Source organism: Ligilactobacillus equi DSM 15833 = JCM 10991, assembly GCF_001435735.1.
GTDB classification, from domain to species: Bacteria; Bacillota; Bacilli; order Lactobacillales; family Lactobacillaceae; genus Ligilactobacillus; species Ligilactobacillus equi.
Window position 1 is genome coordinate 1 of record NZ_AZFH01000102.1, and the last position, 24,243, is coordinate 24,243.

A 24,243-nucleotide genomic window follows, 5' to 3' on the forward strand; every position below is an offset into this window, starting at 1 on the left:
AGAGCAACGGACTCTTAATCCGTGGGTCCAGGGTTCGATCCCCTGACCACCCATTTTTAATTTCGGTCTGGTTAAGGACCGTTTTTTTTATCTCCATTTTTTTATATTTACCAAAAAAGAAGCTCGCGACTAACGTCACGAGCTTCTTTAGATTTTACCAGGAGAAAAGTCCCACCATTGCTGCAGAAAGCAAGGAAACTAAAATCCCGGAAACTAAAAGATATAAAACATTTTTAGAAATGTAGTCATTCTTTTCATCGTCAACAATACCTTTAAAACATCCAATAATCATTCCCACAGTTGAGAAGTTAGCAAAGGACATCACAAAAGTTGTCAAGACCGCCCGGAAGTGTTCTGTAAAAGCAGAAGTCCCGATAGTCTTAGTCACATCTTGCATAACCACAAATTCGTTAGTTACCAACTTCATCCCCATGTATTGAGCCATCTTGAAGGCGTCATCAAATGGTAAACCAAGTAACCAAGCAAATGGGTACATAATAATCCCCAAAATGTGCTCTAAGGATAACCATGGGTGAACCACACCTAAAACATTGTCAATTAACTTAGCTAATGCCACAAAAGCAATAACATTAGCTACAATGATTAAGATTAACTTACCAGCACCGATAATTGAGTTACCCAAGAAGGAGAAGAATGGTTCCTTCTTACCATTAGCATCCAATGTTTCCGGGTTTGCCCCAATGGTTGCAATCGTATCTTCTTCAGCTGGAACGTCAACTGGATTCATCAAAGCCGTCACAATTAAAGCATTAAGTACGTTAATTGGAATTGCCGTTAAAATGTAACTAGGTGGCATCATTTGGGTATAAGCCCCCACAATTGATGCTGTCACACAAGACATGGACATCATAGCTAACGTCAAATTACGTTCCTTGTTCATTTGCTTTAATTGCAAAGTTGAAACAGCTAATGCTTCCGTGTTCCCTAAAAACATCATTTCAATCGCAAAAAATGATTCAAATTTAGGTTGACCGGTAATCTTAGAAATGGCCCAACCAATCCACTTAATAATGAATGGTAAAATCCCGATATAAGTTAAAATATCAAATAATGGCACAATCATTAATACGGGCATTAAAACAGAGAAGAACCAGTCTTTAGAATCCGTGTTGATTTGACTTGGAAAAGCAAAGGCTACCCCCTCATAAGCTACATCAACTAGGCTATTGAAACCAGCCGCTGCCGCCTCAACCATCATCCGACCAATTGAGAAGCTGGTTAAGAACCAGGCTAAAAATAAGTTCACGACAATCATCACACCGATGGACATCCACTTGATGGCTTTACGATCCTTAGAAAAAGCAAAACCAATTGCCAAGAAGATTAGTAAACCGAGAGCATTAACTAAAAGATACACTCTTTTTTCCTCCTTGAAAATCTATAAAATTGTTTTAAATTAGTATAACGATTTTTCAAGACTTTGTAAATTATCCGAACTTTTTCATTCATTTAAGTAATTCTCATTATAAAAATTCAAAAAAGGATTTACTAAAACCTTTTACAAGGTTAATTTACCCGAATATTGCTTAAAAATCTCATTTAATCTCGTTTTTTGTCATTAAACTTTAATTTTTATCATGGTATTTTATTTTATAAAACGCTTGCATTTGTTAAAAGTTGCTTTATAATGAAGGTGTAAAGAAGATACGGTTAATTCACTGAGTTCGCAAATGCGATTTTGGTAACGAAGTATGGACACTTCTAGGTTAGATTAAGGGTTGAATTAACATCATCTTCTTAAATGACCAGAACCAATGAGATTTAATAACGAACCGTCGAGATTATCAAAGAAGATTATAAAGATTATTTTATGACGGTGCAAGGTTATTAAGGCTCGTTGGTTTTTCTTTACAATTTTCCAAGGAGAATTTTTTATGCCTAAAACACTTACTTGTAAACAAACCTTAGCTATTACAAATCACCGCATTCTAAATGGGGATTTAAATGAACATGGTACCCTTTTTGGCGGACGTTTAATGGAAATTCTAGATGCAACAGCCTCAGTGACCGCCCAAAGAGCTTGTCGTAGCCATCTAGTAACAGCGGCTTTAGACAACGTCCAATTCATCGCTCCTTTCACATTGGATGATGCTATGTGTATCGAAACCTACTTAACAGGAAGCGGAACGCGGTCTATGGAGGTTTTCGTAAAAATTATTGGGGAAAAAATGTTGACGGGCGAACGTTTTTTAGGTGCAACAGCTTTTATTACCTTTGTTGCTACCGACGATGATGTTACCATCCCCGCGGTTAAACCCGAAAGCGATGAAGAAATTTACCTATGTCGAGGTTACTCTAAAAGAAAGCAACAACGTCAATTGAACTACCAAGCTCAAAAAGATATGAAACAACACCTCAGTTTAAAACAACCTTGGTTGTAAACTAAAAAGCCATTTTTGCATTTAACCAATGCAAAAGTGGCTTTTTTAATTCTTAGTTAGATTCGTGCCCAAACATTTTCTAAAACATTAGTTTGTTCACGGTCTGGCCCTACAGAGAAGGTCGAAACTTTTACCCCCACTAAATCTTGGATTCGGTGAATGTAGTTACGCGCATTTTCTGGTAACTCTTCCAATGTCTTGCAAGCAGTAATATCTTCTGACCACCCCGGAAGTGTCTCATATACTGGCTTACATGCTGCTAATTCCTTCAAGGAAGCTGGGTAATGGTAAATTTTTTCACCATTTAGCTCATACGCAGTACAGATCTTAATTTCGTCTAAACCAGTTAACACATCTAAACAATTCAAACAAAGGTTAGTTAAACCGGAAACACGCTTAGAGTGGCGCATCACAACTGAATCAAACCAACCGATACGGCGCGGACGCTTAGTAACTGTCCCATATTCATGCCCAATTTCGCGAATCCGATCACCAATTTCATCATGTAATTCGGTAGGGAAAGGACCGTCTCCGACCCGAGAAGTGTAAGCTTTACATGCTCCCACTACCTTGTCGATTTTGGCAGGACCAACCCCACTCCCGATAGTTACTCCCCCAGCAACTGGGTTAGAGGAGGTTACGAATGGGTAAGTTCCATGGTCAATATCTAACATAACCCCTTGAGCACCTTCGAATAAGACCCGCTTACCAGCATCTAAGGCATCGTTTAAGACAACAGAAGTATCCGTCACATATTCCTTGAAACGTTGGCCATAAGCGTAGTATTCTTCAAAAATATCATCGAAGTTTAAAGTTTCAGCATCATAGAATTTTTCAAACAAGCGATTTTTTTCTTCCAAATTAGTCTTTAATTTTGCTTCAAAAGTTTCACGGTCCAATAAATCAGCGACACGAATCCCGACCCGAGATGCCTTATCCATGTAAGCTGGACCAATTCCCTTGTTAGTGGTTCCAATCTTGTTACTCTTCTTAGAAGCTTCTTGGAGCTTATCTAGAGCAATATGGTAAGGTAAAATGACATGGGCTCGATCAGAAACCCGTAAATTACTTGTAGAAATTCCGTTTTCTTTCAAATAGTCTAACTCTTCAACTAAAGATTTAGGATTTAATACAACCCCATTACCAATCACGGCAATCTTTTCGGAGTAAAAAATCCCGGATGGAATTAACCGTAATTTGTAAGTCTTACCATCAAAAGCAATCGTATGACCGGCATTGTCGCCCCCTTGGTAACGGGCAATCACTTCCGCATCATGACTCAAAAAGTCGGTAATCTTACCTTTTCCTTCGTCGCCCCATTGGCTCCCTACAACAACAACTGATGACATATCTTCACCTCGTTAATTTATCTGCAATGCACTGACGAGTGCATTTTTTTCTAAGCGGAAGGTTCCACTTAACACCACTTGCTATTGTAACAAAAAGTTATCCTTTCTTCAACAGAAACCGAATATTATTATCCGGAAATGAAAATATTTTTTTTATTAGCGAACTTTAAATTAAATTTAGGGGCGTTTAAAAATAAAAAAGGCAATTAAAATTGCCTTTTCCCTTAAAATTTCACTTCTTTGTCTGAATATCCCTTTTCAAAAAGATCGCGGCTAGCTTGGAAACTCTCAAAGACCATATTACGCACAGCAACATCCGTATAGAAAGCTCGGTGTGGCGAAATTAAAACATTGTCGCGTGCAAATAAGTTATTAAAGGCCGGATAATCTGGCTTGCGATTACCCAAATCGTGATTAAAGACCTGCGTTTCATCTTCCATCACATCTAAGGCCGCTCCAGCAATCTGACCACTATCTAAAGCAGCAATCAAGGCCTCCTCATCAATTAAAGGTCCCCGCGAAGCATTCACAATAAGTGTACCCGGACGCATCTTAGCAAAAGCTGCTTGGTCTAACATATGGTGAGTACTGTCCAAAAGGGGCACATGTAAAGTTACCACGGTCGCTTGAGCGTATAGCTCGTCTAAACTGTCAACATAAATGCCCGTCTTTTCTAATTCTGGGTTACGGAAAGCATCGTAAGCGATAACCTTAGCCCCAAAACCTTGGTAAATTTGTATAGCGACGCGACCGATATGACCGGTTCCCACAACCCCAATTACTTGTTGATTCAACTCACGAGAAATTTGCGGTGCCCACCGAAAGTCTCCTTGCGCCATCTTTCGGTCGTATTCCTTAGTCCGCCGCAAGAGATTCAACAATTGCGTAACGGTAAATTCTGCAATCGCTGCTGGTGAGTAGACCGGTACGTTAGTGACTTTTATCCCTAACTTAGCGACAACTTGTGGATTAATACCGTCCACCCCAACATTACGTACAGAAAAATTCTTAATACCGTAACTCGCTAATTTTTCAAAAACTTCATCAGCATAGGGGTTTAACTGTAGGGCTGTTACGCCATCGAAACCTTGAGCCTGGGTAACTGTTTCCGGCGTAAGTAGTTCTTGGGTAATCTTGACTTCCACCCCAGGATTAGCTTGACACCATTGGTCCACAAAGGGCTTTTCATCATCACGAATACCAAAAGCAATAATTTTCACGATTCCAACTCCTTTACTAGTATATCTATACCATAGCACAATAATCTGAAAAGACCTTAAGAGATTGATAATTTTCAACTAAAAAAGCGACTTGTTAAGACAAATCGCAAAGTTTTATTATTTTAATCCAGTTTCTTTGAGATAGGCGGCAATTCTAACTTGGTTATCCTGACCTTTATGCAAGAGCAAGCGTGGTAAAACCTTTGCTCTTGGTGCATGAGTTCTCAAGAGACGAATAGAACGCGTCCGTTTCCCAGAAATAGCAGTTTCCATAGCAAAAGGCACGATATCTTTACCTGCAAAGCCATTCTTTTTTAAAAGATCCTTAATCACCATCGGTGCTGTCCCAAACCAAATAGGGTAACCAATAAAAATGGTGTCATAGTTAGCTAAATCAGGAATAGGCGTAATCTGTTCTGGTGTCGCCCCAGTAATCCATTCCTTAAAAGCTCGGGTCTTATCGTGCCCCGTATAAGCGGGATTACCTTTTAATTCGATAATGTCACCACCAACCGCTTGGTGAACTTCATGAGCTAAATCACTTACTTCATCAGCTGGAGAGAAGTAAAGCACCAAAGTTTTGTACATTGGCTTCGCTACCTTTAAATCGGTTGGCATAGTTTTATTGAAGAAGTACCCTAATAAAGCTACCACAATAATAAAAGCTAACACAATGATAGTTCCTAATGTTGACATAAATTTTTCACCCTTTCGTAACCTTGTTATCAAGGCTCGCTTCCAATCTATAGAAGTATTTTACCGCTATTAAATCAAGTTGAGTTAATTTTTTACCTTCCCGTTAGCCATCTTAAACTTTTCTTAATAATTATTGATCATCTCGCAAGGAAAGCGAAGAAAACTTGTTATAAGATTTCATAAAAAGGAGGTTAACCGTTCCTCGCGCGCCCCCCCGATTCTTTTCAATAATTAACTCTACCGGACTAGAACTACTATCTGAATCCGGCATTCCCGGTATAGGCATCCCGGAACCATCATCATTACCGTCCTGAGAACCTTCTCTTTCATAGTAATCATCTCGGTAAAGGAAAGCTACGATATCAGCATCTTGTTCAATTGAACCAGATTCCCGAATATCAGATAGCACTGGCCGCTTATCTTGTCGTTGTTCTACCCCACGGGAAAGTTGGGATAGGGCAATCACAGGCACATTTAATTCCTTAGCTAACTTCTTTAATTGTCGCGAGATTTCAGAAACTTCTTGTTGACGACTTTCTTTATTGGAACCTTCAATCAGTTGGAGATAATCAATCACAATTAACCCAAGATTCTTAGTCTCCTTGGCTAAACGACGACATTTAGCGCGAATTTCAGAAACCTTAATTCCCGGGGTATCATCAATAAAAATCGACGTTCGACTCAAAGAACCTGAAGCCATCATTAAATGTTGCCACTCTTCATCTGTCAAGTTCCCCGTCCGCATGTGACCGGCATCAATCATTCCTTCGGCACATAACATCCGGTTAACTAGAGATTCTGCCCCCATTTCCAAAGAAAAAATAGCTACCGTCTTATCCGTCGCTAAACCAACATTTTGTGCAATATTCAAAACAAAGGCCGTCTTCCCAACAGCCGGCCGAGCTGCCAAGATAATTAAATTATCCGGTTGCAGTCCCGCTGTCATCCTATCAAAATCTGCAAACCCCGTTCCTAACCCTGTAATCGTCTCTTTTCTTTGAGAAAGGTCTGCGATATTTTGGTAAGATTCTGCAATGATATCCTTAATCTTCAAAAAGCCACTTGTAGTACGGTTTTCTGAAATACGCATGATATCTTGCTCAGCCTTGTCCACCAAACTTTGTATATCACCATCTTGATTTTGAGTTCGCGAAATAATATCCCGCGCAGCCGCAATCAATTTCCGTGACGTGGACTTTTCTGAAACAATTTTAGCATAGTTAGCTACGTTTGATGCCGATGGTACAATCCCCGCTAATTCAGCTAAATAAGCCGGCCCTCCCACATCTTCTAATTGATTTTGTTCAGCTAAGTAATTCGCTACTGTCAACGGATCCAGAGGTTCATCGCGGTCGTTTAAGTCAACAAAAGCCTGAAAAATTTGCTTATGTGCACTGCGATAAAAATCTTGGGCTTCCAAATATTCCTGAGCATCAGCGAGAGTATCATTATCAATAATAATGGAACCTAGGACAGATTGTTCCGCTTCAATATTTTGGGGTGGTAACCCTTCTTGTAAGCTAGCTTCCACGCTTTCGTTGTTCATAAAAACTCCTTTCGTTTAAAAAATCACCAACAAACGCGGTGATTTCTAACAGTCATTATTTTTCGGCAATGTGTACTCTAATCTTGGCAGAGACTTGGTTGTGTAATTTAACTGGGACATTGACATAACCCATGGAACGAATTGGTTCATTCAATTCCATCTTACGCTTATCAATCTTAATACCATATTGTTTTTCCATAGCTTGTGAAATTTGCTTGCTAGTAATGGAGCCAAATAAACGACCATCACTGCCGGCTTTAGCCGTCATTTCAACCACAAAGTCACCTGATTCAAGTTTTTCTTTTAAGACCTTAGCTTCGGCCAAAACTTCGGCTTCGTGCTTGGCTTCCGCCTTTTGTTGACCACGTAAAGCTGACATTGCCTTAGCGTCGGCTTGTTTAGCCTTGTTGGCCTTAATCAAAAAGTTCGCGTAACCATCAGGAACTTCCTTTACTTCTCCCCGCTTACCTTTACCACGTACGTCTTGTGTAAAAATAACTTTCATTTTGTTTTCCTCACATTCTTTATTTGTTTTCTTCAGCGTCTGCTTGTAATAAGGCTAACAAGTCCTGACGCGCTTGAGCCACCGTGGTGTCCTTGATTTGAGTTGCTGCATTGGATAAGTGCCCCCCACCACCAAGTTGTTCCATAATGACCTGCACATTTTTCTTCCCATTACTCCGTGCAGAAATCCCAACTGTATCCTCATTCCGCCGGGTAATTACAAAGGAAGCCTCTACGCCACTAATATTCAACAAAGAGTCGGCAGCTTGAGCGGCCGTAACTGGATCATAAATCCGTTCTTCTTCACCAGTACTAAGGGCGTTGTCATCCAAGAGTTCCAGCCGTTCCAAAAGGTGGTTGCGTTGGATGTAATCCTTGGCATTTTCCTTGGTAAAGTGGCGGGACATTTCGGGATCGGCCCCCACTGACCGTAAGTAACTCGCCGCATCAAAGGTCCGCGTCCCTGACCGTAGGGCAAAGGACTTGGTATCAATGATAATCCCCGTTAACATCGCAGTAGCCTCAATCTTATTGATTGGTTCGAGATCTTTTTGTTGGTACTCAAACATTTCCGTAATCAATTCACAAGTTGAGCTTGCATAAGGTTCAATGTAGACCAACATCGGATTTTGTGGAAACTCTTCGCCCCGCCGGTGGTGATCAATAATCATGGTCCGATTGGCCATGGCTTCGTAAAGTTCGAGGCTAACGGACATAGATGGCTTGGAGTGATCCACCATAACTAAAAGATCACTGTTAATCGCTCTTTCTAAAGCCTCAGCTGGACTAATAATACTTTGGGCAATTTCAGGATAATCTTCTAAACTTTCTAATAACCGTAAAATATCACTGTGGAGATTTCCCTTATCCAAGACAATCCAGCATTTTTTTTGATTCATGGCTGCAATCCGCCGAACTCCCAGGCAAGCACCAATGGAATCCATATCACAGTTTTTATGTCCCATGACAAAAACTTGTTCACTTTGTCGCATTAAATCCTGGAGGGCTTGAGAAATCATCCGCGCCCGCACTCGGGTTCGTTTCTCTAACGGATTGGTTTTTCCGCCATAGAATCGAGCTTGCCCATCTTTGGCTCGCACAACAACTTGGTCTCCTCCCCGCCCTAAGGCCAGGTCCAAGTTACTTTGGGCCTGGCTAGCTAAATTCGCAAGATTATCCCCGCCATAAGCTATACCAACACTTAAGGTAATCGGATTATTACGCTTAGAGGTATACTCACGAATTTCATCTAAGATTTTGAATTTCTCTTCTTCCATTTTTTCCAACATGGACGTGTAACCTAAAACAAAGTAATGGTCTTCATCAATGCGCTTTAAGTACATTTTAAACCGCTCCGCCCAATCCGACAAGGTCGTAGTTACATAGCTACTTAGGCGCGAAATCTCTTGATCATTTAAGGATTTAGTTACCTCATCATAGTTATCCAAAAAAATTTGGCCTAAAACTACCCGTGAATCTTCATATTGGTGTTTATAACCTATGTATTCCGTAACTTCAAAGAGATAAACCGCTCGAATTTCTTTTTGCACCCGAAAGGTGTAATACTTATCTTTCCAGGAGATTTCACAAAAATTATCATCATCTTGATGGATAACAATCAAGTCTGCTAAAGTTTCATCAACTTCCTTTAAGGGGTGACCTAAAATTTTTTCCTTACCAAAATAGCGTTGCATGGCAGGATTAACCCAAGCAATTTCCGCTTTTTCATTGTAAAACAAAATCCCAATCGGTAGACGCAAGAAAGATTCTTGCTCTCCCTTTTTAATGCGATAAGATAAGTCTGTCAAATATTCACTTGTATTTTGGTTGGTCTGATAGACCACATTTATTGTAATGACGATTACGATAATCACAAAGAGTAAAGCCACCAGTCCCACTAACCAACTAAGATGAAAGCCTAAAACCACAAAGGCCATCGCCATCACCCAAAGTAAAGCTGCTAACAGACGGAGTTTCACATTTGCAAAGATTGCTGGTAGTCGCCAGGAGTCGCGTGTAAAAAATCTTTTCATTTTATTCCCCGCAATCTCTCTCCTTATAGGAGAGTATTTTACTGACAGAAAATTCATCCTTCATTTTATCACAAGTAACTTATTTTTGCTTGCAAAAAAGCCCCACCGGTTCTTGAATCCCGACGGAGCAATGTTATGAGTTTACAATTTAATTTTAGCGCAAAAAATTCAGTTAAAATAGGAGGGAAAACAAAATTGAAAAAAATTTAATTTTAAACTCTTTCTTCCAAACGGAACCAGCCACGCTTACTAAAGAAAGCATACATGTCATTTAAGAAAAAAATGCTGTAAGAGAAGATTAAAGCAAAATTACCGTCACCTTGCAACATGGTTTGGGTCCAAAGAGCAATCGTAAAGACCGAAGAAATAGTCCATACAAAGTATTGCTCCCGTTTCCGATTTAATTCTAATAAAGAACCAGTAATGGCCATCGCCAGGTTCAAACTGTCTAAGAAGACCCGTGGATCATTGGTCATGCTAAAGAGCCAGTAAACAATCCCCCAAGTTACAAGGAAGAAAATAATATATTTGACCCATTCCAGGGCTGATTCAAATTTTTCAACTTGAATGTCATCATTCCACTTCGGATCTAAAATACAGAAGAGGTCTAAAAAAATCAAGTAACCAATTTGTTCCCAAGCCGTCGCGTAGTTTCCGGCCATAAAACCCGTGGAGGCAATGGCCAGGGCGGAAATAGCTCCAGCCCACCCTTGAATTCCGGAACGGTTAGAAATCCCCAGAACACAGGCCACCGATAAGTTCCCCCCGATAAATGAAAGTAAAGACGCAATTGGGGTTTGACCAAAGGATTGAATTAATGAGATAATTTGTAAGATAAAGTTAAAAGCTAAGAGCGCATAAGAAAAAGCACCCCAACCTTGGCATTGTTTCCACAGCCAAGCAAAATAACCTTTCCGGAATACATTTTTAGAGTATTCTGGCAGGTGGGTTAAGACATCATGATAACGTTCAAACATAAGTTACATCCTTCAATTTTTGATTTACTCCACTGATCAGATGAGTATTTTTACCAACGCCGGTAAAAACGACAAGGATTATTATAGGACATATCTTAGGAGTTGACAAGCGTTTTTTCACTATATATTGTGTTAAAAAATTCAAAAAACACAATATATAGTGTCTGAACTTATCTTTAGTTTTATTCTTGGCACTCAGTGTAATGAGGTGATTTTATGCAAAAAAATTTTAGCCAAAGATGTTTTTCTTGGTTTAAACAGGTTTTAATTTTCATCGGGATGCTAATCTTGATGGAACTCCCCCAATCCGGGCTTTTATTGGCTAATAATAACCAAAATATTTTCTTAGCCTGGGGACTTTTTTTCGGATTTTATGCCCTTTTCTTCATAGTGGCTTTTAAGTTTCTCAAATTCAAGGGGCTCTATCGACCTTGGCAAAGTGGTAACGGAAGATTCTTGTTATGGATGTGGATTACCTTAATGGGCTGTAAAATTATTTTTACCAGTTTAAATATGCTTATTTACCACCAAGAAACCTCTGCCAACGATCAAGCCATCGTAAATTTAATGCAAAAAAATCCCACCACCGCCGTCATGACCGTAGTAATGGCTGTGATTTTCGCCCCCTTGACAGAGGAATTAATCTTCCGCGGACTTTTTATGAATTTTTTCTTCCGTAAAAGTGATTTCTGGGCCATCTTTGTCAGTGGTTTGATCTTTGGGTTAGCCCACAGTTCAACAACCCTAGCCAGTGTCATTCTTTACTGCAGTATGGGCTGGGTCTTGGGGTATACCTACCGCAAAAGTCAAAATTTAGTAGTTTCAACTAGTTTGCACTTTATCAATAATCTACCTGCAGTTTTACTCTTACTTACAGGAAATTAGAATTTCTTTACCCTCCTTGATTTACTTCCATGGTAAAATTAAGGAGGGTAATTTTTTACAATAAGGAGGTTTCTCGTGATGAAACACAAATTACTCGTAACACGGTTAATTTTAATCGCCACACTTTTTTGTGGCTTTTTAACCTTGCCAATCAAGGCCTTAGCCGTGGATGCTAACAGTGCCGATGGTACAACGACCCACACCCTTTCTAAATCCTATGTGGTTTACGGAGCGGGCGTGGCCAAGGAACTTTACAGTAAGATTGATGAGGTCTTAGGTACAGATTCTAACTTTCAAACCTTAACATCCACCGCCGCTGATTACCGTACTTATATTTCCAGTGGCTCTAGCACTACCGATGCTGCCATGATTTCTTCGGTCGCCATTGCGCCAGGAGATCCTGGTTCAGGGGTGAAGGTCAACATTCAGAACTATAATGGTCAAAACAATATTACTACCGTAACTTCTCAGCAATATGCCATGGTTGCCCAAATGGCCGGGGTAACCGACGTAACCATCGTTGTCACCGCTAACCGAGCTGTCTCAGGTGAAGCTGCTTTGACCGGGGTTTATAAGGCCTTCGCTCAAGACGGAGTAACTTTGAATAGTAAAAACACAACTACTGCCAATAATATGTTGAGTGCCACGCAAGATGCTATCAAGGAAAATAGCGGTGATGCTACTTATCCAGGAAAATTAATGGCTGCAGTTGGAGACACAACTAAGGAAATCTCTCAAGAAAAACAAAAAGGGAATACCTTAACTGCCACTGACATCAAACAAATTTTAGAAGAAGCTTTAGCTAAGCGAGATATTGACCAACAAACTTCTAGTAACAGCATAACTAACATCGTCAATGTTTTAGTCAACTTCCAAAGCGCGCCAATTTCTTCTAGTAAGAAATACGTTACTAATATCTCTAATACCATTAATAACGTCAAAAATTCAACTGGTAACCTAATGAATAAAGCCAAAGATTGGGCTAATAGCGAAGCAGGCCATAAACTTGCCTCCGACGCCCAAGGCTGGTTTAGTCGTTTGATTGCCTGGATTCAAAGTCTTTTTAATTAACCTAAAAAAGTCGCTAGTAACCAAAAATTACTTGCGACTTTTTTTAGTGACGCTTATCGACATATATTTCATCTTGCGACCACAATAGCTTACCACCGTAGAGGAGAAGTCCGAGAAAAGTTAAGGCATTAAAGGTCAAAATGAAGGACAAAGATGCGGTCAATTTTTCATCAAACTGAACTAAAAACCAAATTATAACCATGACAATTAAAGCTCCCCATTTCGCCACTAAAGTCACCTTAGGCGTCCAATAAAAGAGGACCCCTTTGTAATTTTCCCAAAGACGTGAGTGTTGTGCTTTTTGTCGGGTTAGAAAGGTCCGTATTTCTAAACCTAAATAATGACGCCAACGTGGGTAAACCGTCAAACAAAGCCCAACTAGGCCCCAACAATATAAACAGATAAAAATTGCACGGTTATAACTTAGACTTTGATATTCATCACCCGCGAGAACTAAAAGCCCAAATGGTAATCCCAAAATAGCAAGCCACCCTAACCACGACCAGATTTTTTCCATTTTATCCCTTCTTTCCTTAATCTAATTTACTCTCAGTCTAACAAAGGATTAGAAAGAAACTCTGAGGGCTTTATGAAAAAAGTTTGAATCTCAAAAAAAGTCGCAACCATAGTTACGACTTTCATTAAAATATCAGTTTGATTAAGCTTCAGAAGCACCAGAAGTTGCATCTGTAGCTACATCTTCGACAGATGGTAAGGGAGTTTCCTCCTTAACTTCAGGTTTAGCAAAGACAGGTGCTTCAGAACTTTCTTCTTCAGAAGCACCAGAAGTTGCATCCGCTGCTGGAGTAGGTGTGGCTGGAGCAGCTCCGTGAGCAGAAGCGCCAGAGCTTGCATCAGCGGCGTTAGGGTCATCAACTAACATTTGGCCCGTAGCCTTCAAGTAGTATTGCACGACTGGCCAAAGATCAAGCACGATTTCGTTAATTCCACGGTAACGACCATCGTCATCAGTCATGGCACCGTAGTAGTGTAAGATAGCAGGGCCATTCTTCTTCCAGCCTGGCACTAACATCTTCACGTCCTTGTCACCATTACGTAACATGTTAATCACCCGCTTAGCTCCGGCTTTGGCACGTTCTGGGTGCACATTTTCCAAAGAGTCCCCTGCTTGGTCTGGAGTCCGGGCAGCCAACATATCCTTAGCTTCCAACATATGGTTGTAGTAAAGGAACTGGTTGTTGTCATCAGCGTAAGTTAATTCAAATGGCATAGAATTTAAGAACCAGTTTAATTGGTCTACTGATAAAACCCCACGATCTAACTTCACGAAATCGGAGCCTGAAGCAGCCTTAGTAATCTTCGCCGCCTTTTCAACCCATTCAGGATCATCAGGTTCAACTCCTTGAATCGTTGTGTCGATTGGACTGGAAACCGTCATATCTTCATCTTGCCAGTTTTTTACTTCTTTAATATTCACTGCTTTCAATACCTTTACCCATTTTGTGAACTTATTGATTACACTAGTTAAGAAGTTAACCGTACCTTCATTGTTCAAGTTACCTTCTTCGTCAAAAGCGGTCTTAGCATTTCCCAACAAGAATTCGTCACTTGGCATCACCAAAGCGTTAACCCCCGGTGATTCCAAAATTTGCCGTAAGCTCAATTGGGCACGAGAAGTCCCTTGAGTACGATAAGAAGCCCCTACTAAAAGGACCGGTTTTTCCTTGAAGGGGTGTAAGTTAAATGACAACCATTCAATGACACTCTTCAAAGCTGCGGTCGTGGTGTGGTTATGTTCTGGAGTTGCCAAAATCACCCCATCAGCTTCCTTAACTTTTTTGTTTAAGTATTGGATGACCTCGCTATTTGATTGGTCGTTACCTTCATTAAACATAGGCACATCTTTGATATCTAAGATTTCCAAATTTAATTCTGGAAATTGTTTTTGGATAAATTGTAGTAATTTTTTATTGTATGATTCTTCTGCAATAGAACCAGCAATCCCAACTAATTTCATAAATGCTCTACCTCCTACTTATTTTGGGCAACAAAATCATTAAATGCTGACATTTGAGCTTCTAAGTCTTTTACCATATCTTCGTTAGTTAAAGTCCCGTCTTCGTTAAAAGCCTGGAAACCACGCCCCACTAAGAATTCTTGACTTGGCATTAAAGCAGCGCTTAATTCCGGCGCATTCAAGATTTGACGTAAGTGGTCTTGGGCACGAGAAGTCCCCAAACTCCCATATGAAACTCCAGTAATTAAAACAGGCTTGTCGTGGAATGGTTGGTTAACGTAGGAGAACCATTCCATGGCATTCATTAAAACAGCTGGCACAGAGTGGTCATATTCCGGTGTGGCAAAAATCACTCCGTCTGCTTGGGCAATTTTTTCATCTAAAACTTGCACTTCGGTAGGTAAATTTCCTCCTGGCACCTTGTAAAAGACTGGTAAGTTGCTGATATCAATGATTTCAATTTCTGCTTGGTCTTTAAAGTGTGTTTGAATAAACTTCATAAGCTTCTTATTCAATGATTTGTCATAGTTTGTGCCGGCAATACCGATATATTTCTTCAAAATTCTCAACCCCTTGTAATATCTAATCTAACGTTAAAAAATTCACAATTTTTAGAAAACGCTTTACGAATTTAATGTATCATTTAATTTCAAAGATTTCAATTAACTTTTTTTGCATAATTTTGCAACTTTTATCACTAATTTAACACGACTATTCTCTCAATATCAAGATATATATGCCTAAAAAGTTATAATTTGGTGGACAAAATGAGAAGAACTTACGTTTACAGTATAAACCTTTTTATCCTAAAGGCTAGTGATTTATTTAAGAGAAACGGAAAGAGAAAATTGCAATTAAAAAGAATTTAGACAGAGTTAATTATTCTTTCCACTTCCTTAAAGGAAATTTCCAACCTCTTTACCAAGCAACTGTTTACCTACCCGAATTTCGATGTAATTTTGGTTTCGCAAATTCAAATGCTAACGGCCGGAATTTTGATTTTCACCATCGCGAGTTTTACCCAAGGCGTAACCATCATTTTTTGTCCCCTCAAAAAGGTCCTGCCTAAAACTGACAGGACCTCTTAATTTTTAAACTTTGCTTTTGCGCCCTTCTTGGAGATAGTAGGCCAAGAGGACAATTAAAATAAAGATAACCCCTATCGAAACCGATACACGGGTATCAGGATTAATAAACATAAAGGCCAAAATCACCAACAAGGAAATCATGACAAAGTAATTTGACAAGGGGTAAAGTGGTAACTTGAAGGGGTGGTCCGTTAATTGAGCTTGGTTTTGCTTACGGAAACGTAATTCTGATAGAAGAATCACAAACCAAGGCACCATTCCCGGCAACACACTGGAACTGTAAACCAAAACAAAGAGGTTTTCGACTGATTTATTCACCATAGATAAAACCATATTCAAGATAAAACCAAATAAAATCCCGGCAGAAATTGATAAGATAGCAACGTTAGGTACCACATGCTTAGATAAGCGACTAAAAATCTTAGGTGCTTGTTTATCAATAGATAATTTAAACAGCATCCGACTTGCGCTATAAATCCCAGAATTAGCGCCAGACATAGCCGCTGTTAAAACTACAAAATTAATGATCCCGGCAGCTCCGGCAATCCCAACCTTAGAGAAGGTTTCCACAAAGGGAGAACCTACACTAGCCAATTGATCCCAAGGGTAAATAGTCACAATCACAAAAATAGCCCCAATATAGAAAATCAAAATCCGCCACACAATATCTTTAATCGAAGACACGATAGCTTTTTGCGGATTGGCCGCTTCCCCTGCAGTAATCCCTAACAATTCAATCCCTTGGTAAGATCCGACAATGATGGACATGGAGAAGAAGAAACCCTTCACCCCACCCGGGAAGAAACCACCATGTTGCCATAAGTTACTAAAACCTAAGGGATGCCAGTGATTTCCAAACCCTAATAAAATCACCATTAATCCAATAATAATCATAAAGATAATGGTTACAACCTTAATCATGGCAAACCAAAATTCCAGGTTCCCATAAGCTTTAGCAGAAGCCAGGTTAGCTAAAGTTAAAGTTATCACCACGACTAAACCAGAAATCCAATCCGGCAAGTTAGGCCACCAGTAATTTAAGTATTCCGTAACCGCAATCACTTCACTAATACCGACAACAATAAATTGAAAAATATTACTCCACTTGGTCAAATAACCTGCCGCAGGGTGTATGTATTCACTAGCATAATCAGCAAAAGAACCGGTACCTGGTTTGAGATAAATCATTTCTCCCAAAGCCCGCATGACCACATATAATAAGACCCCAACAAAAGCATATGCGAGTAAGACTGACGGTCCCGTCCATTTAATGGTCGACGTTGATCCCATGAACAAACCGACCCCGATGGTCCCCCCCAAGGCAATCATCTGCATCTGGCCGGAAGTCAGTGAGCGATTCAACTCCGTACTTTTTTTCTTATGGACATGGATTTGTGTCCTTTCATTTTTTCCCATGTTTTCCTCCAATAAAAAATCCGCCTGGATATTGGCTCCAGACGGTTAACTTGCTTTTAACAATTATCGCTACCAAAGAAGCCCAAAAACTTAAATTGTGGTTGTTTGGGTAGTGGATGATGTGGTTGTTTGATTGTTTTTTACTTTCAACATGTTACATTTCCTCCACTTTCTTTGATATACCGATAATAGCATATCCCTACTAGCTATGCAAATTTATTTAACTTTATCAAACGATATTTTTTGCCTAACTTAAAGGATTCTTCATCCTTTTTTAGATACCTTGAGCCCTCTTTTAACTTTAAAGCTTTGGTTAGTAGGTGAATCGCTTTAAAAAAATAAATCTTTTTAAAAATATGTAAGAAAATATAACACAAACAAAAAGTTGAACTTGACTTTTATGATAAAAAGATATTAAAATTATGAGGTAATCATTTAAAAATATCAAAAGAAAGCTGGGATACATATGCCAATGATCGAATTTAACCACGTAGATAAATACTACGGCGAATACCATGCCTTGAAAGATATTAATTTATCCTTCGAAAAAGGTGAGGTAGCAGTGATTATCGGACCTTCTGGTTCTGGTAAAAGTACTTTAATTCGTACTATTAACGGGTTAGAAAATATTACATCTGGCCAACTTACGGTCAATGGCTATGATCTCGCCGATAATAAAACTGATATTAATAAAATTCGTAAAAACGTGGGAATGGTTTTTCAACACTTCAATCTCTACAATAATAAAACCGTCCTCGAAAATATTATGCTAGCCCCCCGTATTGTCCTCAAGCGCGACGAACAAGAAAATAAGGATTTCGCTATGCACCTCTTGGAACTCGTGGGTTTAGCAAATAAAGCCGATGCTTACCCTCGCCAACTTTCTGGGGGGCAAAAACAACGGATTGCGATTGCACGTTCCTTAGCTATGAAACCCCAAGTTTTACTCTTCGACGAACCCACTTCGGCCTTAGATCCGGAAATGATTGATGATGTTTTAGCCGTTATGAAAAACATTGCCCAAACAACTGATATGACCATGTTAGTGGTCACACACGAAATGGGTTTTGCTCGCGAAGTAGCCGACCGCGTAATTTTCTTTGATCAAGGACAAGTCGTTGAAGACGACCCTACCGAAGAATTCTTCAAACAGCCTAAAGAAGAACGCGCACGTCAATTCTTAAGCAAGATTATCGTCCACAAATAGGAGGCTTTCTATGACAAAAAGAACTTTTCTCTGGCGCGGACTCTTAGTGATTACCTTAATTGGAGCTTTTTTAAGTCTGAAACCTTTAAGCAGTCAAGCTAAGAGCGTCAATTTATACCAAGAAGACAAGAAAACCAAAACCTTAACTTGGGGTGTTAAGGCTGATACCAACCTCTTTGGTTTGATGAATATCAAAAATAGCCGAATCGAGGGGTTTGATGTGGATATGGCCAAGGCCTTAACCCAACAAATCTACGGTAAAAATGCTAAAGCCAAATTTATCCAAGTGACAGCCGATACTAAGATTCCTCTCCTAAAAAATGGAAATCTAGATGCCGTTATCGCCGTAATGACAATTACGCCTGAAAGAGCGAAAATTGTTGATTTCTCGCAACCTTACTTTGCCGCCGGGCAATCCCTCTTGGTCAAAAAAGGCTCAGCTATCCAAAATGTTAAAGATTTAAATGATAAAACAGTCTTAGCGGTTAAAGGAACGACCACAGAAGCTGACATTAAAAAAGTTGCTCCCCAAGCTAAGGTCTTACAATACGGGGACTACGCTCAAGCCTTCGTGGCCCTCCAATCCGGCCAAGGACAAGCCATGGCGGCCGATAATGGGATTTTGTATGGTTTAGCTAAAGAAAACCAAAACTACCGCGTCACCGGTGGAACTTTCACTGCTGCTCCTTACGGAATTGCGGTTAACAAGGGGCAAAAAGACCTTTTAAACCACATTGACCAAGCTTTAGTGGAACTCAAAGAAAATGGGACTTATGCGAAAATCGCCAACAAATGGTTTGGAGATGTCGCCGGTTTTGATTACAAGGAGGCCAGTAAATGATTGAAATTTTAAGCACTAACGGGCAAGCCTTCTTAACTGGTTTTCTCAATACTGTCTTTTGTAGTTTATTAGCGTTGATTTTTTCTTTAATTATTGGGGCGGGCATGGCCATTTTAGAAACCCTCCCTTCCAAATTCTGGTCTCGTTTAGCCCATGCCTATGTGGAACTTTTCCGAAATATCCCCCTTTTGGTTATCACTATGTTCTTATATGTCGTGGTACCTAAATACGTGATGCCTCTAAGTGGTTTTGCAGCTGGGACGATTGGTTTAACTCTTTATACCTCATCTTTCATTGCTGAAACTGTAAGAGCCGGGATTCAGTCTATTGACGTCGGACAAATGGAAGGAGCACGCGCCAATGGTTTAACCTATTGGCAAGCCATGCAATATATTATCTTGCCCCAAGCTTTTAAAATTGTGATTCCCCCTCTAGGAAACCAATTCATCAACTTAATTAAAAACTCTTCCGTTTTAGCATTTGTGGCTGGTTTTGACCTCATGTATCAAGGAGATATCATTGCCGCAACCAACTTTAGAACGATTGAGACTTACATTGTTGTAGGGGTCTTATACTTGATTTTGACCTTACCAATGTCGTATTACATGCGCTACCTGGAAAAGAAATTAGCTTAGGAGGGATATTATGAGTATTTTAAGTGACGCTTATTCTTGGATTAACCTCCGCTACTTACTCTTGGGGTTGGGAGTTACCATTTATGTTTCGCTAATTTCGATTGTTTTATCAGCTATTTTTGGCTTAATTTTAGGGATTATTCGTTATAGTAAAATCCCTGTGTTTTCAACTATCATCGGATTTATCGTCGATATTATTCGTAATTTGCCCTTACTTTTGTTGATTTTCTTTACCTTCTTTGGTTTACCAGAATTAGGTTTACGGCAATCTCCAACTTCGGCAGCAATCACCGCTTTGGTGGTCTTTGAATCTGCTATGATTGCCGAAATCGTCCGTAGTGGGATTCTAGCTGTTGATTCTGGTCAAATGGAAGGGGCTCGAGCCAATGGTTTAACTTATTGGCAAGCCATGCGCCACATTATTTTGCCCCAAGCCATCAGCAAGATGATTCCCGCCCTAGTTTCCCAATTTATTTCCTTAGTCAAGGATACTTCTTTGGCGACAATCATTGTGTTACCGGAATTATTGTACCGGGCCCAAATCATCTACGGTCAAGACAGTCGTTATATGTTACCGATGTATGTGATTATCGCTGCCATGTATTTTGTCGTTTGCTACTCCCTTTCCCGAGTAGCCAAACGTTTAGAAAAACGACTGAACTAAAAAACGTATATCTAAAATTCCTCATGAGCAATTATGAGGAATTTTTTATTGACTTTTTCACAAAAAGGATTAGAATTATATTAAATTGTGAGATTAATTAGAGACTTTGATGAGAAGAGTAGCTAAAAGGAAGCTTTGATTAAATAGCGACTACCGAGGGTGCAAGGGTAGAAAGACGAACTTTAGTGAAGATGAGCTCGGAGTCAAGCGCGTGGTGCAAGCTGCTCGCTCGTCGGGATGCGATACTATCCATGACATGTTTGTGTCAAGAGGTCACTGACAAGAAGGGTGGTACCGCGGTTTTCAATCGTCCCTGGAATTTTTCCAGGGATTTTTTGTATTTTAGGAGGTTTTTTAGATGAGTTTTTTAACAGATTTAGTTCACAGCCCTTACCAGGGCGATCACAACACCGGAGCGGTTGTCCCCCCCATTTACACAGCCACGACCTATGCTTTTAAGGACGTAGATGGTCCCGAACGTTTTGACTACTCTCGTTCTGGTAACCCTACCCGCCAAGCCCTAGAAGACCAAGTCGCTAAACTCGAAGCGGGGCATGCCGCTTTTGCCTTTGCATCTGGTATGGCGGCCATTCATGGGGCTTTAGCTATTTTTGAAAAAGGCGACCACATTATTGTCGGCCAACAAATTTATGGAGGAACCTTCCGCTTAATTTACAATTACTTCTTACGTTGGGGCTTAGAAGTCACGGCGGTTGACACCCGCAAACCTGAAGAAATACGTGCTGCCATCCGGGCTAATACCAAGGCTATTTACTTTGAACCTTTAACCAATCCGCTCTTACAAGTAACCTCCGTCAAGCAAATCGCAGCCTTAGCCCAAGAATATGGTCTACTAACGATTGTAGATAATACCTTTTTGACCCCCTATCTACAACAACCATTAAAACTCGGAGCCGATATCGTCATTCACTCCGCCACTAAATACTTAGCAGGCCACTCGGATGTCAGCGCTGGAATTGTAGTCGTTAAAGATTCATACCTGGCTAAACGCGTCTACTTTAATCAAAATGCCCTGGGAGGCATCCTCTCTCCTCAAGATGCAAACCTAGTTCGACGCGGGATTCAAACCTTAGCTCTAAGGATGGATCGGCAAATCGCCAATACTCAAGCCATCATTACCTTTCTCAAAACGCGCCCGGAAATCACGCAAATTAACTACCCTTACCAACCGGACCAAGCCGGTTTTGATATTATTCAGGCCGAAAGTAAAGGTTTAGGTGCGCTCTTTTCCTTTGAACTAGCCACAAGCGTCGATGTCGCTAAATTTGTTAGCAGCCTGAAGCTCATTAATTTGGCTGTTTCCTTAGGTGCTGTTGAAACTTTAATCGAACTACCTTATAAAATGAGCCATGCCGAATTATCCGACGCCGAATTAGCCACTGCGGGGATTTCCAAGCAGCTCATTCGTTTAGCCGTTGGTATCGAAGACGTACAAGACTTAATTGCTGATTTAACTCAAGCCCTTGATATAGCTTGTCAAAAATAGGAGGATTTCATTCATGCATTTAGAAACCATTTTAGCCCAAGCCGGCAACCGCAATAGCCAAGACCAATTTAAATCTGTCTCCGCTCCTTTGTACTTTTCATCTAACTTCCGTCACGATTCCTTGGCCGAAGTTGCTAATTTTGATGAAGATAAACAATTTGCTTATGCACGGCTCAAGACCCCGACCCGTAGTGTCTTAGAAGAGACCCTCGCCCGATTAGAAGGCGGAAAATACGCCTACGCTCTGTCTTCAGGAATGGCGGCGATTCAATTAGTCTTTGGAATCCTCAAACAAAATGATCACGTCATCTCCTTAAATGACCTTTACGGCGGAACTTTCCGCTACTTTGATTACCTCACGGAACATGTTGGCATTCACTTTGATGAATGGGATGGCCAAAAAGTAGCTGACTTAGTTGCACTTTGCCGACCAGAAACACGGTTAATTTGGCTCGAAACACCTTCTAACCCAACTATGAAAGAAATTGACATTGTGGAGGTTTGTCATCAAATTAAAGCTCTCAATCCAGAAATTATCATTGCTGTAGACAATACCTTCTATTCGCCAATCTTCCAGCAACCGCTTCAAGATGGTGCAGACCTCGTAATCCACTCAGCAACGAAATACCTCTCTGGCCATAACGACATTTTAGCAGGTTGTGTTATTACCGGTTCCGACTATTTAGCAGCCAAACTATCCTTTAACCTCAAAACCACCGGGGCTAACCTTGATCCTTTTGATTCTTGGCTCTTACTCCGGAGCTTGAAAACTTTACCGATTCGGATGAAACAACACCAAGCTAACGCCCAAATTATCGCCCAGTATCTCGAAGAAGAACCAGCCGTCTCCAAGGTCCTTTACCCAGGGAAAGGTGGCATGATTTCCTTCTACATTAAGGATGAAGCCCAAGTCGCTAACTTCTTTGAAAAACTCCAAGTGATTTCTTTTGCTGAAAGTTTAGGCGGGGTTGAAAGCTTAGTCACCCTCCCCGACCAACAAACGCACCACGATATGGTAGTCGAAAAGCGACGTGCCTTAGGTATCACACCTAACTTAATTCGTTTTTCCGTCGGTTTAGAAAATGCTACAGATTTAATTGCAGACTTACGCCAGGCTCTACACTAAGGCATAGTATAAAAAGGAAACTTAATTAACATGCAAAGTTGCATTAGAACACTTACTCGTAAAACTCGGCCTGGCGGTGACTTCGAAGTCGAGGCCCCACTACCTGCCATCTGTGGTTATCTTATCTGTATTCTCTTTACTTAGCATCGTTTTAGCCACATAACAAAAATCCCCCCAGTTTCCTGGGGGGTTATTAATGTTTCACGTGAAACATCAGTTTGTTTCCGAAATTAAACGGGCGCCTTGACGATCGATTTCGAGGGCCACGAACTCACCGTTAAACCCCAGCTTTTGCGCTTGGGTAGCTAATTTCGGACCAGTTTGAGTTGGAGCAACCATCATCAAGGTTGGACCTGCCCCACTTAAATACACGACTGCATCATTGGCATGGGCAAAATCCCTTAGAGGTGCTAATTCTGGCACCAATTTGGAGCGGTAAGGTTCATGATAGCAATCACCTTCCAGCAAAGGCGCGGCTTGAGCCAAATCACCCCGAGCCAAGGCCGCCACTAAAGTATTACCAATACTCCCGGCCACAACTGCTTGGCGGTAGGCTAATGCTTCCGGTAAAACTGCCCGACTTTCACTGGTCAGTAATTCATAGTTAGGAATAAAAGCTACTAAATCAGCATCAGGAAATGGTAACTTAATTGACGTAACCTGATTAGCCACAGTCGTCGAAACTGTTAAATCACCATAAATTGCTGGCGCGACATTATCTGGATGCCCCTCGATGCGGGTCGCCATTTCCAGTAACTCTTTGGAAGACCAACCATGTTCTCCTAAAACATCGGCTAGTATCAAACCTGCGACAATTGCTGACGAAGACGAACCTAAACCACGTGCCAAAGGAATTTCTGAATTGACCTTAATTTGGTGTGGTTTTATACTAGGGTCAACTTCGAGAGCTGTTTTTACAATTAAATTACTGGCATCGCTAGGAACCGTAGCACCAAAAGGATGGATAACCTGCCAAGTATCCGTAGCGACACCAATTTCGACTTTAAGGTAAAGGGCAACAGCAATACCTAAGGAATCAAAACCTGGACCTAGATTGGCACTAGTAGCCGGAACTAAAATTGTTTGTGTCATAGCATC

General features: G+C 40.5%; 22 protein-coding genes. 9 read left to right on the forward strand and 13 right to left on the reverse strand.

The window, feature by feature from the left end:
* Nucleotides 1–154: 154 nt before the first annotated feature.
* A complete protein-coding gene (locus FC36_RS06915; protein WP_025020679.1) occupies nucleotides 155–1,378 on the reverse strand; it encodes a NupC/NupG family nucleoside CNT transporter in 1,224 nt (407 codons plus the stop codon).
* A gap of 517 nt (nucleotides 1,379–1,895) precedes the next feature.
* Between FC36_RS06915 and FC36_RS06920 the strand changes: the two genes are divergently transcribed.
* Entirely contained in the window at nucleotides 1,896–2,402 is a 507-nt protein-coding gene (locus tag FC36_RS06920) for an acyl-CoA thioesterase (RefSeq protein ID WP_023859895.1), read from the forward strand.
* A gap of 56 nt (nucleotides 2,403–2,458) precedes the next feature.
* Here the strand turns inward: FC36_RS06920 and FC36_RS06925 are convergent, their stop codons facing one another.
* The 7 genes from FC36_RS06925 to pnuC all read right to left on the reverse strand — a co-directional run bounded on the left by FC36_RS06925 (nucleotide 2,459) and on the right by pnuC (nucleotide 10,727).
* The gene (locus tag FC36_RS06925; RefSeq protein WP_023859894.1) at nucleotides 2,459–3,751 is read right to left on the reverse strand and encodes an adenylosuccinate synthase; all 1,293 of its coding nucleotides are present in this window, start codon (nucleotides 3,749–3,751) and stop codon (nucleotides 2,459–2,461) included.
* A gap of 224 nt (nucleotides 3,752–3,975) precedes the next feature.
* The gene (locus FC36_RS06930; protein WP_025020680.1) at nucleotides 3,976–4,971 is read right to left on the reverse strand and encodes a D-2-hydroxyacid dehydrogenase; all 996 of its coding nucleotides are present in this window, start codon (nucleotides 4,969–4,971) and stop codon (nucleotides 3,976–3,978) included.
* A 117-nt stretch (nucleotides 4,972–5,088) separates the two neighbouring features.
* Nucleotides 5,089–5,667 carry a flavodoxin gene (locus FC36_RS06935; protein WP_023859892.1) on the reverse strand — a complete coding sequence of 193 codons (579 nt, stop codon included), beginning with the start codon at nucleotides 5,665–5,667 and terminating at the stop codon, nucleotides 5,089–5,091.
* A gap of 130 nt (nucleotides 5,668–5,797) precedes the next feature.
* Complete coding sequence (dnaB, locus tag FC36_RS06940; protein ID WP_023859891.1) at nucleotides 5,798–7,213, reverse strand: replicative DNA helicase; 1,416 nt, start codon at nucleotides 7,211–7,213, stop codon at nucleotides 5,798–5,800.
* Nucleotides 7,214–7,268: 55 nt separating this feature from the next.
* The gene (gene rplI, locus FC36_RS06945; protein ID WP_023859890.1) at nucleotides 7,269–7,718 is read right to left on the reverse strand and encodes a 50S ribosomal protein L9; all 450 of its coding nucleotides are present in this window, start codon (nucleotides 7,716–7,718) and stop codon (nucleotides 7,269–7,271) included.
* A 19-nt stretch (nucleotides 7,719–7,737) separates the two neighbouring features.
* A complete protein-coding gene (locus FC36_RS06950) occupies nucleotides 7,738–9,750 on the reverse strand; it encodes a DHH family phosphoesterase (protein WP_025020681.1) in 2,013 nt (670 codons plus the stop codon).
* Nucleotides 9,751–9,962: 212 nt separating this feature from the next.
* Entirely contained in the window at nucleotides 9,963–10,727 is a 765-nt protein-coding gene (pnuC, locus tag FC36_RS06955) for a nicotinamide riboside transporter PnuC (RefSeq protein WP_023859888.1), read from the reverse strand.
* A gap of 216 nt (nucleotides 10,728–10,943) precedes the next feature.
* Here pnuC and FC36_RS06960 point away from each other — a divergent pair, with 216 nt between their 5' ends.
* Nucleotides 10,944–11,612, forward strand: a complete 669-nt coding sequence (locus FC36_RS06960; RefSeq protein WP_056986799.1) for a CPBP family intramembrane glutamic endopeptidase — start codon at nucleotides 10,944–10,946, stop codon at nucleotides 11,610–11,612.
* 78 nt (nucleotides 11,613–11,690) lie between these two features.
* The gene (locus tag FC36_RS06965; protein ID WP_025020684.1) at nucleotides 11,691–12,683 is read left to right on the forward strand and encodes a DUF1002 domain-containing protein; all 993 of its coding nucleotides are present in this window, start codon (nucleotides 11,691–11,693) and stop codon (nucleotides 12,681–12,683) included.
* Nucleotides 12,684–12,726: 43 nt separating this feature from the next.
* Here the strand turns inward: FC36_RS06965 and FC36_RS06970 are convergent, their stop codons facing one another.
* From FC36_RS06970 to FC36_RS06985, 4 genes are all read right to left on the reverse strand, one after another.
* Entirely contained in the window at nucleotides 12,727–13,200 is a 474-nt protein-coding gene (locus FC36_RS06970) for a hypothetical protein (protein WP_025020685.1), read from the reverse strand.
* A 141-nt stretch (nucleotides 13,201–13,341) separates the two neighbouring features.
* A complete protein-coding gene (locus FC36_RS06975; RefSeq protein WP_023859885.1) occupies nucleotides 13,342–14,661 on the reverse strand; it encodes an NAD(P)H-dependent oxidoreductase in 1,320 nt (439 codons plus the stop codon).
* 14 nt (nucleotides 14,662–14,675) lie between these two features.
* Nucleotides 14,676–15,221 carry an NADPH-dependent FMN reductase gene (locus FC36_RS06980; RefSeq protein ID WP_081708788.1) on the reverse strand — a complete coding sequence of 182 codons (546 nt, stop codon included), beginning with the start codon at nucleotides 15,219–15,221 and terminating at the stop codon, nucleotides 14,676–14,678.
* 531 nt (nucleotides 15,222–15,752) lie between these two features.
* Entirely contained in the window at nucleotides 15,753–17,165 is a 1,413-nt protein-coding gene (locus FC36_RS06985; RefSeq protein WP_156409541.1) for an amino acid permease, read from the reverse strand.
* Nucleotides 17,166–17,631: 466 nt separating this feature from the next.
* Between FC36_RS06985 and FC36_RS06990 the strand changes: the two genes are divergently transcribed.
* The 6 genes from FC36_RS06990 to FC36_RS07015 all read left to right on the forward strand — a co-directional run bounded on the left by FC36_RS06990 (nucleotide 17,632) and on the right by FC36_RS07015 (nucleotide 23,145).
* Complete coding sequence (locus FC36_RS06990) at nucleotides 17,632–18,372, forward strand: amino acid ABC transporter ATP-binding protein (protein ID WP_023859405.1); 741 nt, start codon at nucleotides 17,632–17,634, stop codon at nucleotides 18,370–18,372.
* Nucleotides 18,373–18,382: 10 nt separating this feature from the next.
* Nucleotides 18,383–19,213 carry a transporter substrate-binding domain-containing protein gene (locus FC36_RS06995; RefSeq protein WP_025020686.1) on the forward strand — a complete coding sequence of 277 codons (831 nt, stop codon included), beginning with the start codon at nucleotides 18,383–18,385 and terminating at the stop codon, nucleotides 19,211–19,213.
* A complete protein-coding gene (locus FC36_RS07000; RefSeq protein WP_023859403.1) occupies nucleotides 19,210–19,848 on the forward strand; it encodes an amino acid ABC transporter permease in 639 nt (212 codons plus the stop codon). The genes FC36_RS06995 and FC36_RS07000 overlap by 4 nt, the downstream gene beginning before the upstream one ends.
* Nucleotides 19,849–19,858: 10 nt before the next feature.
* Nucleotides 19,859–20,512 (forward strand): amino acid ABC transporter permease, encoded by a 654-nt coding sequence (locus FC36_RS07005; protein ID WP_025020687.1) that lies wholly within the window; start codon nucleotides 19,859–19,861, stop codon nucleotides 20,510–20,512.
* A 358-nt stretch (nucleotides 20,513–20,870) separates the two neighbouring features.
* Complete coding sequence (locus tag FC36_RS07010) at nucleotides 20,871–22,019, forward strand: trans-sulfuration enzyme family protein (protein WP_025020688.1); 1,149 nt, start codon at nucleotides 20,871–20,873, stop codon at nucleotides 22,017–22,019.
* Between the two features lie 13 nt (nucleotides 22,020–22,032).
* Entirely contained in the window at nucleotides 22,033–23,145 is a 1,113-nt protein-coding gene (locus FC36_RS07015; RefSeq protein WP_025020689.1) for a trans-sulfuration enzyme family protein, read from the forward strand.
* Between the two features lie 213 nt (nucleotides 23,146–23,358).
* On the opposite strand, the gene thrB is transcribed toward FC36_RS07015, so the two are convergent.
* A complete protein-coding gene (gene thrB / locus FC36_RS07020; RefSeq protein ID WP_025020690.1) occupies nucleotides 23,359–24,237 on the reverse strand; it encodes a homoserine kinase in 879 nt (292 codons plus the stop codon).
* Between the last annotated feature and the right edge of the window lie 6 nt (nucleotides 24,238–24,243).